The sequence below is a fragment of the Methylobacterium indicum genome, assembly GCF_001043895.1.
Taxonomy (GTDB): domain Bacteria; phylum Pseudomonadota; class Alphaproteobacteria; order Rhizobiales; family Beijerinckiaceae; genus Methylobacterium; species Methylobacterium indicum.
This window is the reverse complement of sequence record NZ_JTHF01000020.1, coordinates 1-14,662: the sequence shown is the minus strand read 5'-3', so window position 1 is coordinate 14,662 and position 14,662 is coordinate 1. Positions and strand designations below refer to the sequence as shown.

14 protein-coding genes and 1 pseudogene are annotated in these 14,662 nt (G+C 70.7%); 9 read left to right on the top strand and 6 right to left on the bottom strand.

The annotated features are described in order from the left end of the window. From QR78_RS35725 to QR78_RS03000, 6 genes are all read left to right on the top strand, one after another. A partial coding sequence (locus QR78_RS35725) for a hypothetical protein (RefSeq protein ID WP_208993242.1) occupies positions 1–260 on the top strand: 260 nt, incomplete at its 5' end. Further along, positions 257–2,026 carry a methanol/ethanol family PQQ-dependent dehydrogenase gene (locus QR78_RS03020; protein ID WP_082172093.1) on the top strand — a complete coding sequence of 590 codons (1,770 nt, stop codon included), beginning with the start codon at positions 257–259 and terminating at the stop codon, positions 2,024–2,026. The genes QR78_RS35725 and QR78_RS03020, both read left to right, overlap by 4 nt. Before the next feature lie 60 nt (positions 2,027–2,086). Further along, on the top strand, positions 2,087–3,289 hold the full coding sequence (locus QR78_RS03015; protein ID WP_048426015.1) for a lytic murein transglycosylase: 1,203 nt from the start codon (positions 2,087–2,089) through the stop codon (positions 3,287–3,289). Between the two features lie 216 nt (positions 3,290–3,505). Continuing rightward, positions 3,506–4,714, top strand: coding sequence for a plasmid partitioning protein RepA (repA, locus tag QR78_RS03010; RefSeq protein WP_048426012.1), 1,209 nt, complete (start codon positions 3,506–3,508; stop codon positions 4,712–4,714). A 258-nt stretch (positions 4,715–4,972) separates the two neighbouring features. After that, the gene (gene repC, locus QR78_RS03005) at positions 4,973–6,259 is read left to right on the top strand and encodes a plasmid replication protein RepC (protein WP_048426011.1); all 1,287 of its coding nucleotides are present in this window, start codon (positions 4,973–4,975) and stop codon (positions 6,257–6,259) included. 87 nt (positions 6,260–6,346) lie between these two features. Beyond that, on the top strand, positions 6,347–6,799 hold the full coding sequence (locus tag QR78_RS03000) for a MarR family winged helix-turn-helix transcriptional regulator (protein ID WP_082172094.1): 453 nt from the start codon (positions 6,347–6,349) through the stop codon (positions 6,797–6,799). A gap of 10 nt (positions 6,800–6,809) precedes the next feature. Here the strand turns inward: QR78_RS03000 and QR78_RS36425 are convergent, their stop codons facing one another. Beyond that, entirely contained in the window at positions 6,810–6,938 is a 129-nt protein-coding gene (locus QR78_RS36425) for a hypothetical protein (protein WP_274534400.1), read from the bottom strand. A 344-nt stretch (positions 6,939–7,282) separates the two neighbouring features. Here QR78_RS36425 and QR78_RS02995 point away from each other — a divergent pair, with 344 nt between their 5' ends. Together QR78_RS02995 and QR78_RS02990 are read left to right on the top strand one after the other, a co-directional pair. Next, complete coding sequence (locus tag QR78_RS02995; RefSeq protein ID WP_048426009.1) at positions 7,283–8,356, top strand: catalase family protein; 1,074 nt, start codon at positions 7,283–7,285, stop codon at positions 8,354–8,356. A 13-nt stretch (positions 8,357–8,369) separates the two neighbouring features. Continuing rightward, positions 8,370–8,768, top strand: a complete 399-nt coding sequence (locus tag QR78_RS02990; protein ID WP_048426008.1) for an MAPEG family protein — start codon at positions 8,370–8,372, stop codon at positions 8,766–8,768. A gap of 28 nt (positions 8,769–8,796) precedes the next feature. Here QR78_RS02990 and QR78_RS02985 read toward each other — a convergent pair whose 3' ends face one another. Together QR78_RS02985 and hydA are read right to left on the bottom strand one after the other, a co-directional pair. Continuing rightward, entirely contained in the window at positions 8,797–9,783 is a 987-nt protein-coding gene (locus QR78_RS02985) for a sensor histidine kinase (protein ID WP_048426014.1), read from the bottom strand. 268 nt (positions 9,784–10,051) lie between these two features. After that, entirely contained in the window at positions 10,052–11,440 is a 1,389-nt protein-coding gene (gene hydA / locus QR78_RS02980; protein WP_048426007.1) for a dihydropyrimidinase, read from the bottom strand. Positions 11,441–11,499: 59 nt separating this feature from the next. Between hydA and QR78_RS02975 the strand changes: the two genes are divergently transcribed. After that, positions 11,500–12,153 carry an aspartate/glutamate racemase family protein gene (locus tag QR78_RS02975; protein ID WP_048426006.1) on the top strand — a complete coding sequence of 218 codons (654 nt, stop codon included), beginning with the start codon at positions 11,500–11,502 and terminating at the stop codon, positions 12,151–12,153. 17 nt (positions 12,154–12,170) lie between these two features. On the opposite strand, the gene QR78_RS02970 is transcribed toward QR78_RS02975, so the two are convergent. The 3 genes and pseudogenes from QR78_RS02970 to QR78_RS02960 all read right to left on the bottom strand — a co-directional run. Further along, positions 12,171–13,097, bottom strand: a complete 927-nt coding sequence (locus QR78_RS02970) for an N-carbamoyl-D-amino-acid hydrolase (RefSeq protein ID WP_048426005.1) — start codon at positions 13,095–13,097, stop codon at positions 12,171–12,173. 267 nt (positions 13,098–13,364) lie between these two features. Continuing rightward, positions 13,365–14,111, bottom strand: a pseudogene (locus QR78_RS02965) (ABC transporter ATP-binding protein); the annotation flags it as partial. Positions 14,112–14,179: 68 nt separating this feature from the next. Further along, a partial coding sequence (locus QR78_RS02960; RefSeq protein WP_048426004.1) for an ABC transporter permease occupies positions 14,180–14,662 on the bottom strand: 483 nt, incomplete at its 5' end.

Sequence of the window (14,662 nt, the reverse complement as noted above, 5' to 3'; positions counted from 1 at the left end):
GGAGCCGGCTCACCTGTCAACACGCCGGAATCCGGCGGGGCGGCACGCCGCACACGGGTTCTCCGACGCTGTTTGCCGGCGCTCCGCCCTGGCTCGGTGGTGGAACCACTAAAGCCGGTGATGGAACAGGCGGCACGGGCTTCAAGGATCGATCGGCCGCCGCGTCGGCGCGGCCCTTCGGGCGCATGGCCGGCCGCGGGCGCGCGGCCTATGACGGGCGCCGCGCCGCCGAAGCGGTCGGCCGAGGAGGATGGGCATGAGATCGATGACGCTGGCGACCCTGCTGCTCGGCCTTGGCCCGGCTTTCGCCGGGGAGGGGGGCCGGGTGGCGCTGCCAACCGTCGATTACGCCAACACGCGCTACTCGGGCCTCGACCGGATCACGCGCGAGAATGTCGGGCGGCTGAAGGTGGCCTGGACCTACTCGACGGGCGTGCTGCGCGGGCACGAGGGCGCCCCGCTCGTCGTCGGCCACATCATGTACGTGCACACGCCGTTCCCCAACACCGTCACGGCCCTCGACCTCGACCAGGACGGCAAGATCCTGTGGCGCTACGCGCCGCGGCAGGATGCGGCGGTGGTGGCGGTGATGTGCTGCGACACGGTCCATCGCGGCCTCGCCTACAAGGACGGGCGGATCTTCCTGCAGCTCGCCGACACCACCGTCGTGGCGCTCGAGGCCGAGACCGGCCGGGTGCTGTGGTCGGTGCGGAACGGCGACCCGGCCAGGGGCGAGACCAATACGGCGGCGGTGATGCCGGTGCGCGACGCCGTGATCGTCGGCCTGTCGGGCGGCGAGTACGGCGCGCGCTGCCACGTCACCGCCTACGACCAGGCGACGGGGCGGCAGCTCTGGCGCGCCTATGCCACCGGGCCGGATGCCGAGATGCTGGTCGATCCCGCGAAGACGACGGAGCTCGGGCGCCCGGTCGGCCCCGATTCCTCGCTCAGAAGCTGGGAGGGCGAGCAGTGGAAGACCGGGGGCGGCTGCGCCTGGGGCTGGTTCTCGTACGATCCAGACCTCAACCTCGTCTATTACGGCACCGGCAATCCCTCGACCTGGAACCCGGTCCAGCGCCCGGGCGACAACCGCTGGGCGATGGCGATCGTCGCGCGCGACGCGACCACCGGCGTGGCACGCTGGGTCTACCAGATGACGCCCCACGACCAGTGGGACTATGACGGCGTCAACGAGATGATCCTGACCGACCAGGAGGTCGGGGGACGCAAGCGCCGGCTCCTCACCCATTTCGACCGCAACGGATTCGGCTACACCCTCGACCGGGAGACCGGCGCGCTGCTGGTGGCCCAAAAGTTCGATCCGAGCGTGAACTGGGCCAAGCGCATCGAGCTCGACCCCGCCTCGCCGGCCTATGGCCGCCCGGTGGTGGACGAGCGCTACGCCCCGGGCACGACCGGCGAGGACGAGACCGTCACCGGCATCTGCCCGGGCGCGCTCGGCGCCAAGAACCAGCAGCCGGCCGCCTACTCGCCGGCAACCGGCCTGTTCTACGTGCCGACCAACCACATGTGCATGGATTACGAGCCGTTCCACGTCACCTACACGCCGGGCCAGCCCTATGTCGGGGCGACGCTGGCGCTGCACCCGCCGCCGGGCACCGACCGGACCGGCGCCTTCATCGCCTGGGACAACCTTTCGGGCCGAATCAAGTGGTCGATTCCCGAGCCGTTCTCGGTCTGGTCGGGCGCGCTCGCCACCGCCGGCGGGGTGGTGTTCTACGGCACCCTCGAAGGCTACCTGAAGGCGGTCGACGCCGGGACCGGCCGCGAACTCTACCGCTTCAAGACGCCATCGGGCATCGTCGGCAACGTCACCACGTATATGCATGGCGGCCGGCAATACGTGGCTGTGCTGTCCGGCATCGGCGGCTGGGCCGGAATCGGGCTTGCCGCCGGGCTCACCGACCCGGCCGAGGGCTCGGGCGCGGTCGGCGGCTACGCCGCCCTCTCGCAATATACCGCCGCGGGCGGGCAACTGACGGTCTTCGCCCTGCCCGAACCCTAACGGCGGTCGGTTCCGCTCCCTATCTGTGGCGACCACCGACCACGAGGTTGTTCGATGCGGATGCCGTTCGCGCTCCTGTGCTTGCTCGCCGGCACGGCCGCCCTGGCGCAACCGGTACCCGAGGCGCCGCCCGCGATGGCCGAGTGCCTGCCCGGCCTCGTCGCCAAGGCGCGGGAGCAAGGCGTGACGCCGGCCCTGGCGGAGGCGCAGCTCTCCGGGCTCACCGCCGATCCGGACGTCGTCGCGGCGACGGGACGGCAAGCCGAGTTCGAGAAGCCGATCTGGGCCTATCTCGACGCCGCCGTGAGCGACGAGGCGGCGACCGACGGCCGGGCGAAGCTCGCCTCGGAGGCGAGCCTGCCGGCGATCGAGACGTCGACCGGCGTCGACCGGCACGTGCTGGTGGCGATCTGGGGCATTGAATCGGGCTACGGCAGCGTGCTCGACGATCCCCGCAAGGTGCGGCCGGTCGTCCGCTCGCTCGCCACCCTGGCCTGCGCCGGGGGGCCGCGGGTCGGCACCTGGACCGAGGAGCTGGTGGCGGCCCTGCGGATCCTCGACCTGAACCGTACCACGCCGGACCGCCTGACCGGCTCCTGGGCCGGCGCGATGGGCCACACCCAGTTCATGCCGACGACCTATCTGCGCCACGCGGTCGATGGCGACGGGGACGGGCGGGCCGACATCTGGACCTCGGCGCCGGATGCGCTCGCCTCGACGGGGCAGTACCTGCGGACCTTGGGCTGGCGGCCCGGGGAGGGCTGGGGCGGCGAGGTGCTGCTGCCGGCGGGCTTCGACTATCGCCTCGCCGACGAGACGACGGGGCGGACGCTCGCCGAGTGGCGCGCCCTCGGAGTCGTGCCGGCGGGCCGGCCGATCGGGGCCGACGGCGATACCGCGCGCCTCGTCCTGCCGGCCGGCGCGAAGGGCCCGGCCTTCCTGCTGCGCCCGAATTTTTCGGCGCTGCTCGGCTACAACGCCGCCTTCTCGTACGCGCTGGCGGTGGCGCATCTCTCCGACCGGCTGCGGGGCGAGCCGGGCTTCGTGCGGCCCTGGCCCCGGGACGACCGGCCGCTCGCCCGGGACGAGCGGCGGGAGATCCAGGCGCTGCTGGAGGCCAAGGGCCACCCGGTCGGCGGGATCGATGGGCGCATCGGTCCGCGCAGCCGGGCGGCGATCCGGGCCTGGCAGGGCGAGGCCGGGCTCGTGCCCGACGGCTACGCCGATTCCGGCCTCCTCGACCGGCTGCGCGCCGGCCGCTGACCGGCGGCCTCTCTCGCCCGATCGCGGCGAACCGATTCGGCTCCAACGCACGATTCGGTGCGTCGGTCCCAGCGCGATCGACGCGAAGCGCCTGACTCCTGTGGAGAAAAGGTTGTCGACTCCTGAATCGGAGAGCCCAGGGCTTAACGCTTGACTCTCCGTCCGCCGAGCCGGCCAAACTACGCTCACAAGCTCGGATGAGGCTGGAAAGCGTAGATGTCGAAGGCTGCCGAAAGTCGAATCGCCGGGCGGAGGTCCTCCTCCGCCGCGTCGTTCGACGCCGTGATCGCGGCCCATGCCGACGCGCTGTCGCGCCAGATCGACGAGGTGCGCGAGCGCCTCGGCCCCCCGGCGGCGCGGCGCGAGCTGCGCCGCTTCGCGACCGGCGAGGCGGCGCGCCTCATCGGCATCACCGACGCCTATCTGCGCCAGCTGATCCTGTCGGACGAGGAACTCGAGCCCGAGAAGGGCCCGGCGGGCCGGCGCCTGTTCACCCTGGCGCAGATCAACGACGTGCGGCGGCATCTCGCTCGGACGCGGCCGGGCTACCTGCGTCACCGGCGGGCCGGGGAGCACCTGCAGGTCCTGGCGGTGACCAACGTCAAGGGCCGCTCGGGCAAGACCACGGTGGCGGCGCATCTGGCGCAGTATCTGGCGCTGCAGGGCTATCGGGTGCTCGCCGTCGATCTCGATCCGCAGGCGGCGCTCTCGGGTCTCTTCGGATGCCGCCCGGAGCTCGATGTCGGCGTGAGTCAGACCCTGTACGGCGCGGTGCGGCGCGACGGGGCCGAGCGCCCGCTCGGCGAGATCGTGCGCCCGACCCATTTTCCGGGAATCGACCTCGTGCCCGGCCATCTCGAGCTGATGGCCTGCGAGCATGGGGGCCCGCTCTCGGCGGCGATGCCGGAGGGCGCGGTCGGCCGCGTCGCCGAGGCCCTGGCGGGGGTCTCCGCGCGCTACGACGTCGTGGTGGTCGATTGCGCGCCGCAGCTCGGGGTCCTGACCCTCGGGGCGCTCTGCGCGGCGACCGGCATCCTGGTGACGGTGCAGCCGCAGATGCTCGACCTCGCCGGCATGTCCGGCTCGCTGCGGATGACCGCCGACCTGCTCGGCGCCGTGCGCGAGGCCGGGGGCGACCTGCGCCACGACTTCCTGCGCTACCTCGTCACCCGCTACGAGCCGAATGACGGGCCGCAGACCCAGATCGTCGGGCTCTTGCGCGCGCTCTTCGGCGAGCAGGTGATGACCCATGCGGTGCCGCTCGCCTGCGCGATCGCGCAGGCCGGCGCATCGGGCCGGACCCTCTACGAGGCCGGCCGGGAGGGCGCGACCCGCCAGGCCTACGACCGGGCGGTCGAGGCGCTGGATGCGGTCAATGCCGAGATTGCCGGCGAGATCACCAGGGCCTGGGGGAGGGCGGCGTGAGCCGGGCTCCCTCGTCCGCCAAGATCTCGTTCCGGTGAAATCCGGGCCACCCGGCCCGGTTTAACCCCGCCCCGGGCGGTTTCACTCACGCGAACCCAGAAAGGATCGATCCGGCAAAAGAAAAAGGCCCCCGAAGCGACGCCCCGGAAGCCCTTCTCTTAGTGCCTGGCAGCCTGAGAGAATCAAATCCGGCACATTCTGTCAAGCGTGGCGCCGATTCGGCGAACCCTTTTCTGTTGCCTGACGACAGGCACAGCCATGTCCCAGACCCAACCGACGACGCCCTTCGGGCGGCGGCCGTTGTCGCTCGCCATGATGGCGGCGCAGGCGGCGGCGAAAGCGTGCCCGGACGAGGCCGCCAGCCACAAATGGCGCACTTTCCGCAACCTGACCGAGGCCAAGGCGCGTCTCGGCGTCGGGGACCGGGCGCTCGCGGTCCTGTCGGCGCTGCTCAGCTTCCATCCCGAGACCGCCCTGACTCCCGGTACCGACCTCGTGGTGTTTCCCTCCAACCGGGAACTCTCGGTGCGCGCCCACGGGCCGTCGCCGACGACGCTGCGTCGGGCGCTGACGCAGCTCGTCGAGGCGGGCCTGGTGATCCGCCGCGACAGCCCCAACGGCAAGCGCTACGCGAGGCGCGGCGAGGGCGGCCGGATCGAGCAGGCCTTCGGCTTCGACCTCTCGCCCCTGGTGGCCCGCGCCGCCGAGTTCGAGGCGCTGGCCGGCGAGGTCCGGGCTGCCGCCAAGGCGCGGGCGCTCCTGCGCGAAGAGATCTCGCTGCTGCGCCGGGACATCGGCAAGATCGTCGCCTTCGCCCGTGCGGAGGGGCTGGACGGTGCGTGGGACGCGTTCGAGGCCCATCTGACGGGAGCCGGCGCGATGCCGCCGCGCTCGGCCGGCAACCTGCTCCTGGCCGAGATCGCCGGCGGATTGCGGGATTTGCGGGCGGAGGTGGATAAGTGCCTGGCGGAATCGCTGGAATTCGGAAAAATGGGCGCCAGTGAGTCCCAGATCGGCTGCCACCATCAGAGTTCAAAACCTGAGTCTTTCCAGAATCTTGAACGGGGTTTGCGGGGACAGGAGACGGATCCCGGGGAGACCGGACCCGACACCCTGGTGCCACCGACGCGGGTGCTGCCGTTGAGGCTCGTCCTCGAGGCCTGCCCGGATCTCGGAGCGTATGCCCGGCATGGGATCGGACATTGGCGCGACTTTCTTGGCGCGGCGTTGCTGGCGCGGGCGAGCCTCGGTATCAGTCCGGCAGTCTGGACAGAGGCCGTGACGGTCATGGGGGAAGAGGCAGCGGCCACCGTCGTGGCAGCGATCCTCCAACGTGGTCCCGCCATCGCGGCGCCGGGCGCCTATCTCCGCGACCTGACCAACAAGGCGCGAGTGGGGCGGTTCTCACCCTGGCCGATGGTGATGGCTCTGTGGCGGGCCCGCCAGGAGACCTTTGGACCCGCTGCCGCACCATTCACGGGTCGGCTGTCCGAGGCGGCGAAAGGTCTGGATTCACGCGCCGAATCGGACCGATCGTGGGGGTGAGAGGCCGAGAACCGGATAATGTGTTGCGTTTGCAACTTCATGTAGGGTGCAGGCCCTCTCAGCGCCGTGGAGGCGAACGCGAACCCGATGGACCGCCTGAACCTGCTCGCCTTCTCGCCGTTCCGGCTCAACCGGCTCGCCAGCGAGTTCAGCAATGCCCTGGCCGCCGACTACGCACAGTTCGGGATCGACATCCCGGAATGGCGAGTGCTGGCAACGCTCGGACAGCATGCGGAACCGCGCAGCGCGGCCTACGTCGTGCGCTGCACCCGCACGCACAAGTCGCGGATCAGCCGGGCCGTCGGACACCTGATCGAGCTCGGCCTGCTCGCCCGGAAGGAGAGCGGCGACGACCGGCGCGAGATGATGCTGGAGCTCACGCCGCAGGGACGCCAGACCTACGCCGAGCTGGTGCCGATCCTGCTCGCACGCGAGGCCAAGCTCCTGTCCGGGCTCAGCGACGCGCAACGGCGGGATTTCGACCGGCTCCTCGGGACGCTGGAGGAGTCGCTCGGCCTGGTGCGGGAACGGGAAGAGTGATCGAGGCGCGCTACCGCAGGAACGCGTCCACCCGCGCCACGTAGGCGGTGAGGGCCACGAAGACGACGACCGTCAGGGCGTTCCAGGCGAGGATGCGGCTGCGGTCGATCAGGGTACGGGCCTTCACGGCGGCAGGCATGGCAGTGGCTCCTCGTCGCGGCACCGGACGACGCGACGGATGTCCGAGCCCGGAGACGTGCATTCAAGCCGGACCCGGTGCGATCGTCAATGAACGCGGGTTCCAAAGTATTCGCGTGAAAGAGAAAAATATTACTATTTAAAGATATAAAAGGAGAATTTTATTCTGATGATATCACTTATGAGTGGCCTACGGGAAAACACTTCTTCGGCGGCGGTCGCAGTCCGGAGGCTCGGGAATGCCGCCTGCAGCGTGTCGGCAGCTGGAACACGAACGAGAGGGAATCGTTTCCGCTGACGCAGCGACGCGTCCGGCGTCCTCGACATTCAACGGGACCCGTCACGATGCCGTCTCCGATTCGCTTCGATTCCTCTCTGGAGGTCGTTCAGCCCGACGAAGACGAGGTGCAGGCGGAGATGATCCGGGTCTTCCGGAAGATCCAGGAGACCACGCTGAAGGATTATGGCCATGCGGTGCGCGGGGTCCACGCCAAGAGCCACGGGCTCCTGACCGGCCGGCTGACCGTACGGCCCGATCTGCCTCCGACGCTGGCGCAAGGCCTGTTCGCCGCGCCCGGCTCCTACGACGTCGTGCTGCGGCTCTCGACCAATCCGGGCGACATCCTGGACGACAGCGTCTCGACCCCGCGGGGCCTCGCCGTGAAGGTGATCGGCGTGTCGGGCGAGCGGCTGCCCGAGGCCGAGGGGGAGACCCAGGATTTCGTCCTGGCAAACGCCCCGGCCTTCACCGCGCCCGATGCCAAGGCGTTCCTGAAGAGCCTGAAACTCCTGGCCGCCACCACCGACACGCCGCAGGTGTTCAAGAAGGTGTTTTCCGCCGCCCTGCGCGGGCTCGAAGGGGCGATCGAGGCGGTGGGGGGCAAGAGCGCGACGCTGATCAGCCTCGGCGGCCATCCCGAGACGCACATCCTCGGCGAGACCTTCTACAGCCAGGCGGCCCTGCGCTGGGGCGATTACGTCGCCAAGGTCGCGGTCGCTCCGGTCGCCCCGGCGCTCACCGCCCTCACGGGCGCGTCGCTCGACGTCAACGGCAAGCCGAACGGCCTGCGCGAGGCGGTCTCGGAGTACTTCCGTGCTCACGAGGGCGTGTGGGAGCTGCGCGCCCAGCTGCTGACCGACCGCGCGACGATGCCGGTCGAGGACGCCTCGAAGCCCTGGTCGGAGGAGGAGAGTCCCTACGTCCCGGTCGCGCGGATCACGGTCGCGCCGCAGGAATCGTGGAGCGACGACAAGGTCCGCCGCCTCGACGACGGCCTCGCCTTCAGCCCGTGGCACGGTCTGGCGGCGCATCGGCCGCTCGGCTCGGTGATGCGGGCGCGTCGTGCCGTCTATCCGCGCTCGGCCGGATTCCGGGCGGAGCATAACGGCTGCCCCATCCACGCGCCGACCCGCGCTTGAGGAGATCGACCCGATGGTGTTCCCGTCCCTGACCGCCGCCTACGCCTCGGTCCTGGCACTGCTCTTTGCCGGGCTGTCGATCTGGGTGATGGCCCGGCGGCTCTCCGCCAACGTGCTGCACGGCGACGGCGGCGATGCCGTGCTGCTGCACCGCGCCCGCTCCCAGGCCAACTTCGCCGAGTACGTGCCGCTGATCCTGATCGTCGTGGGGCTGTTCGAGGCCCATGGCGGCAGCCGGACCCTGGTTCACGGCCTGCTCCTGGTGCTGCTGGTCGGCCGGGTGCTGCATCCGTTCGGCATGACGGCGCCGGCGAACTCGCCGCGCCAATATGCTTGCCGCGGCGGTGGCATCCTGGCGACCTTCGCGGTGCTGATCGTCTCCGCCCTGGCGCTCCTGCTGCGCCTGTCCTGACGAACGGCGGCCCGGCGTCCGGAACCGCTTATTCCGCCGTCGGGCCCACCGCGGCGAAATCCAGCCGCACCACGGTGCCGGGGCCGCCCGCATAGGCGAGGGTCCCGTCGAGCTGGGCGGCGAGCCCCTGCGCGATGCGCAAGCCCAGGCTGGGGCTCGCCTCCGGGTCGAACCCGGCCGGGATCCCCCGGCCGTCATCCGCGATCGTGAGCGCCATCCGATCCGGCCCCGTCGCCTCGATCCGGATCGTGATCGTACCGCGGGCGCCGTCCGGGAAGGCGTGCTTCAGGGCGTTGGTCACCACCTCGACCACCAGGAGCGACAGGGTGGTGAGCCGGGTCAGGTCGAAGCGAACCGGCGGCACGTCGACCAGGCAGACGATGTTGCGGGCGCCCGTCGCGTCGAGGAGGTCGGCGCAGAGCTCCTGCAGGTACTGGCCGACCGGCAGGCTGATCCGGCTCGGGTCGTAGAGCCGGCGGTGGATGCGGGAGATCGTCTCGAGGCGGATCCGCGCCTCGTCGAGGGCGGCGATCGCCGCCTGCGGGTCGTTGCCGACCCGGCGCTTCTGCAGGGTGAGGAGCGCGGCGACGAACTGCATGTTGTTCGCCACCCGGTGCTGCAGCTCCTGGAACATGGTGCGCTGCTGCTCGTAGAGCCCGGCGGTCACGGCGCGCTCGCGGCGCAGCCGGACGCTCGCCGTGTGCATGATGTGGATCAGCACGATGTCGACGGCGACGATGAAGACGTAGAAGGCGAGCGCCAGCCCCGATTGCGCCGTGAGGATGAACCCCTCGCTCGGCGGCAGGAAGAAGTACCAGGCCGACAGCCCGCTCAAGGCGGCGCAGGTGATGCCGGGGCGCAGGCCGCAGAAGAACGTGGTGAGGATGACCGCCGGGAAGAAGGTCAGGTAGGGAAAGCCCGGGGGCAGCACGTCGTCGACCGCGAGCCGCAGCCCGAGCGCGGCCGCGGTGGCGCCGAAAGCCACGAACTCGCCGAGCCAGGCCCGCGCGCGCAGCCGCTCGGTGGCCTGGAGCGCGTTCCAGAACCAGTCGCGGCGCGGGGCCGGAGCGGTGGATGACGGGGTGGTCGTCGACTTGGCCGTTGACAGCGGGGTGGCTCCTCGATCGAGAGCCAAACTAGGGCGATTCGCTCCGCGCGCATCACCGAACCCTACGGAAAAGGCGGGCCGGCGGCCGATCTCCGCTTACCGTGTCTTCGGTGCCGAGCCCCCAGGGCGGTGCCGTGCACCTCCCCGAGGGCGAGCCCGATCGCCGGAGAGATCGTCAGTCCCGCCGGATCGGCGCGCCGCTGCCCGCCTCCGCGGTCACCGCGCCCTCTGCGACGATCACCCGGCCGCGGCACAGAACCGTCTCGGGCCAGCCGGTGACGGTCCGGCCGGCATAGGGCGTGAAGCCGGTGCGGTCCTCGACCATGGCGTCCGAGAGGGTGACGCGCCTGTCGGGATCCCACAGGCAGAGATCGGCATCCATCCCCACCGCCACCGAGCCCTTGGCGTTCAGGCCGTAGATCCGGGCCGGCGCCGTCGCGGTGATCTCGACGAATTTCTTCAATCCCAGCCGCCCGCCCGACACCATGGCGTCGAACAGGAGCGGCAGGCGCATCTGGAGGCCCGGCATGCCGTTGGCGATCTCCTTGAAGGTCGCCCCCGGACCCGCCTTGAGCTTGCCGGTCTCGTCGTAGCGGTATGGGGCGTGGTCCGAGGAGACGGTCTGGAGGTCGCCGAGATCGAGGGCGCGCCACAGGGCCTCCTGGTCGCGGGCCTCGCGCAGCGGCGGCGAGCACATCCATTTCGCCCCCTCCAGCCCCGGCCGGTCGAGGTCGGATTCGGTGAGGAAGAGGTATTGCGGGCAGGTCTCGGCATAGACCTTCGCCCCCTCGCCGCGGGCCCGGCGCAGGATCGCGGCGCCTTCCTCGGTCGAGACGTGGAAGATCATCACCGGCTGGTCGAGATATTGCGAGAAGCGCACCACCCGCTCGAACGCCTCGGATTCCGACAGGCGCGGATGGCTGGCGGCGTGGTATTTCGGCGCCGTCTTGCCCTCCTTCAGCAATTGCCGGCTGGCGAAGGCGATGAGGCCGTGATTCTCGGCGTGGACGCAGACCAGGGCACCCACCGCCTTGGCCGCTGCCATCAGGTCGAGCAGGGCCTCGTCGGCGAGGCGCAGGCGGTCATAGGTCATGAACGCCTTGAGCGAGAGGTGGCCGCCCTTCGCCAGAGCCGGCACGTCCTGGCTCAGGGCCTTCTCGGTCGCGTCGGCCACGATCAGGTGGAAGGCGTAGTCGATCACCGCGCCGCGTTGCGCCAGCGCGGTGTAGTCCTCAACGACCTGCGCCAGATCCATCCCGACATGCTGGGCCGCGAAGGCGATGACGCTGGTGGTGCCGCCGAGCGCCGCCGAGCGGGTGGCGCTCTCCCAGGTATCGGCGTTCATGAGCCCGGAGGCCGAGAGCTGCTCGATATGGGCGTGGCTGTCGATCCCGCCCGGCAGGACCAGCTTGCCGCTTGCGTCGATCTCCCGCCGTCCCGGGGCGAGGTCGATTCCGATCGCGGCGATCCGGCCGTCGCGGAGTCCGAGATCGGCGGAGAAGACGTCGCTCGCGGTGGCGACGGTACCGCCGCGGATCACGGTGTCGAAGGCGGGCTCACTCATACGGATGTTCCTCGTCCGAAACTTGCTAGGCTGAAGGTCTGACACCTCAGGAGGCCACCATGAGTGCCGACCGGCGCATCCTCGTCATCAACCCGAACTCGAACGAGGCCGTCACCCGCGGCCTCGATGGCGCGCTGGCGCCCCTCGCGCGGCCCGGCATCGCCATCGCGTGCCGGACGCTCGCCGAGGGGCCGTTCGGCATCCAGTCGCAGGCCGATGTCGAGCAGGTGGCGCTGCCCCTGCGCGACCTCGTGCGGCGCGAGGCGGCGGATGCGTATGTCATCGCCTGCTACTCCGACCCCGGCCTGCATGTCTGCCGCGAGGCGACCGACCGGCCGGTGCTCGGCATCGCCGAATGCGGGGTGCTCACCGCGCTCGCCCGGGCCGACCGGTTCGGCGTGATCGCGGTGGCGAGCCGCTCGATTCCGCGCCACCTGCGCGCCCTGCGCCAGATGGGGGTGAGCGACCGCCTGGCCGGCGAGCGGGCGCTGGAGATGACGGTGGCCGAGACCGCGAGCGGCCCCGACACGCTCGCCCGGATGATCGCCGTCGGCCGCGACCTGCGCGACCGGGACGGGGCGGGCGCCATCGTCATGGGCTGCGCCGGCATGGCTTTGCACCGCCGCGGCCTGGAGCAGGAACTCGGCATCCCGGTCATCGACCCGACCCAGGCCGCGGTGGCGATGGCGATCGGCATCGTGGCGGTGGCCTGACATCGCGTCGCGGGCATTCACTCGGGCAGCACCGCGCCGGTCTGGGCGGTGATGCGGCCGTAATGCTCGGGCCGGCGGTGGCGGGCGAAATCGAAGATCGTCTCCTTGCCGAACCGGGTCTCGTCGAGGTCGCAGGCGGCGACGATCACGCCGTCGGCCTCGCCGGGAAGCTCGGCCACGATCTTCCCGTTCGGATCGCAGATCAGGGTGCCGCCCATCAGCGGGTGGCCGTCCTCGTCCCCGGCCTTGGCCACCGCCACCACCCAGGTGGCGTTCTGGTAGGCGCCGGCCTGGACCGACAGGCGGTGGTGGAACAGCCTGTCCTCCAGGCCCTCGCTGCCGCGCTGGCCGTTGACCGACGGGGTGTTGAAGCCGAGCACCACCATCTCGACGCCCTGCAATCCCATCACCCGGTAGGTCTCGGGCCAGCGCCGGTCGTTGCAGATGCACATGCCGAGGATTCCGCCGAGCATCCGCCAGACTGGAAAGCCGAGGTCGCCGGGCTCGAAGTAGCGCTTCTCGAGGTGCTGGTGCGAGCGCTCGGGATCGAACTCGACGTGGCCGGGCAGGTGGACCTTGCGGTATTGGCCGACGATGGTGCCGTCGCGGTCGACCAGGATTGAGGTGTTGAAGTGCCGGCCCTCCGGCGTCAGCTCGGCATAGCCGAACGACATCGCCATGCCGTGCTGGCGCGCCCGGTCGAAGAGCGGGGCGGTGGCCGGGCCCGGCATCTCGCGCTCGAACCAGTGGTCGGCCTCGGCGCGGTCCGCATGGTACCAGCGCGGGAAGAAGGTGGTCAGCGCCAGTTCCGGATAGACGATCAGGTCGGCGTCCTGGCGTTTCGCCTCGTCCATCAGCGCGATCATGCGGGCGACGACGCCGTCGCGGTCCTCGGCCTTCTGGATCGGCCCGAGCTGGGCGGCGGCGGTGCGGATCACGCGCATGGGGATTCCTTAGAGATCAGAACAGGTTGAAGAAGGCCCGCCTATCTCCTCTCCCCGCGGGCGGGGAGAGGGCTTCACCCCCCTTGTCGGGGGTGAAGCGAACGCAGGCGAAGCCGGAGCGAGGGTGAGGGGGTGGTGCCGGAGGAGTCTCACTCGTCGAGACCCCCTCACCCCCGGCTGCCGCCTCGCTGCGTTCCCTGAACGGGAACACAGCCCTCTCCCCGCCCGCGGGGAGAGGAGGGACGCACACGACCGAGAGCGGACGCCTCACGCCGCCGGCTCCGCCGCGAGCCCCCGCGGCTGCCCTGGCCGGAAATGCGGGATCGCCGCCAGCAATTCCCGTGTGTAGGCGGTGCGCGGCGCCCGGAAGAGGTCGCGGCTGACGCCTTCCTCGACCACCCGCCCGCCCTGGAGCACCAGGGTGCGCTCGCACATCATCCGCACCACGTTGAGGTCGTGGCTCACGAACAGGACGGCGAGGCCGTCCTCGCGGCGCAAATCGTCGAGGAGGCGCAGCACCCCGGCCTGGACCGAGACGTCGAGGGCCGCGGTCGGCTCGTCGAGGACGAGGAGACGGGGCTTCACGGCGATGGCCCGGGCGATGCCGATGCGGGCCTTCTGGCCGCCCGAGAGCTGGTGCGGGAAGCGGTCGAGGAGGGCGGCGGGCAGGCCCGCCCGCTCGGCGCTCTCGATCACCCGCAGTCGCAACGCCTCGCCCCGCAGGGGCGTCAGGCGCTTCACCGGATGGGCGATGCAGTCGAAGGCGGAGAAGCGCGGGTTGAGGCTGTCGGTCGGGTCCTGAAAGACGATCTGGATCGCGCGCCGATGCGCCGAACGGTGGAAGTCGCGGGCCGGAATCGTGCCGATCGATTCGCCCTCGAACAGGATCTGTCCGGCGCTGGCATCGAGGAGCCGGCAGATCATCCGCGACGTGGTGCTCTTGCCCGATCCGGATTCGCCGACGAGGCCGAGGCTCTCGCCGGCCGCGACCGCCAGCGAGACGCCGCGCAGGGCCTCGACCGGGCCGCGACGGGTCGCGAAGGTGACCTTCAGGTCCTCGACCGAGAGAAGGGAGGGCTGCATCAGGTCCGCATCCGGGGATCGAGGATGTCCCGCAGGCCGTCGCCGAGCAGGTTGAAGCAGAGCACCGCCAGCATCAGGGCGAGGCCCGGGAAGGCGACGAGCCACCACTTGCCGGTGGTGATGAAGCGCGCCCCTTCCGCGACGAGGATCCCCCATTCCGGCGTCGGCGGGCGCACCCCGAGGCCGATGAAGGAGAGGCCGGCGGCGTTGAGGATCGCCCAGCCGAGATTGAGCGAGATCTGCACCGCCATGGCGGGCAGCACGTTGGGCAGGAGGAAGCGCAGGACCACCGCGAGGTGGCCCTCGCCCCCGGCCCGGGCCGCCTCGACGTAGCCGGCATCGCGCCGCACGTTCACCTCGGCCCGGGCGAAGCGGATGTAGAACGGCAGGTTGATGATCGCGGTGGCGATGACGATGTTCTCGACCCGGTTGCCGAGCGCCGCGACGAGCGCCATCGCCAGGACGAAGAGCGGGAAGGCCAT

Bases quoted from the DNA above. Each gene is read 5' to 3' on its own strand.
- QR78_RS02990 (WP_048426008.1), top strand. From the start codon at position 8,370: ATGGTGTTCCCGTCCCTGACCGCCGCCTACGCCTCGGTCCTGGCACTG.
- QR78_RS02970 (WP_048426005.1), bottom strand. From the start codon at position 13,097: ATGCGCGTGATCCGCACCGCCGCCGCCCAGCTCGGGCCGATCCAGAAG.
- repC (WP_048426011.1), top strand. From the start codon at position 4,973: ATGTCCCAGACCCAACCGACGACGCCCTTCGGGCGGCGGCCGTTGTCG.
- QR78_RS03020 (WP_082172093.1), top strand. From the start codon at position 257: ATGAGATCGATGACGCTGGCGACCCTGCTGCTCGGCCTTGGCCCGGCT.
- QR78_RS02995 (WP_048426009.1), top strand. From the start codon at position 7,283: ATGCCGTCTCCGATTCGCTTCGATTCCTCTCTGGAGGTCGTTCAGCCC.
- hydA (WP_048426007.1), bottom strand. From the start codon at position 11,440: ATGAGTGAGCCCGCCTTCGACACCGTGATCCGCGGCGGTACCGTCGCC.
- repA (WP_048426012.1), top strand. From the start codon at position 3,506: ATGTCGAAGGCTGCCGAAAGTCGAATCGCCGGGCGGAGGTCCTCCTCC.
- QR78_RS03000 (WP_082172094.1), top strand. From the start codon at position 6,347: ATGGACCGCCTGAACCTGCTCGCCTTCTCGCCGTTCCGGCTCAACCGG.
- QR78_RS36425 (WP_274534400.1), bottom strand. From the start codon at position 6,938: ATGCCTGCCGCCGTGAAGGCCCGTACCCTGATCGACCGCAGCCGCATC.
- QR78_RS02975 (WP_048426006.1), top strand. From the start codon at position 11,500: ATGAGTGCCGACCGGCGCATCCTCGTCATCAACCCGAACTCGAACGAG.
- QR78_RS03015 (WP_048426015.1), top strand. From the start codon at position 2,087: ATGCCGTTCGCGCTCCTGTGCTTGCTCGCCGGCACGGCCGCCCTGGCG.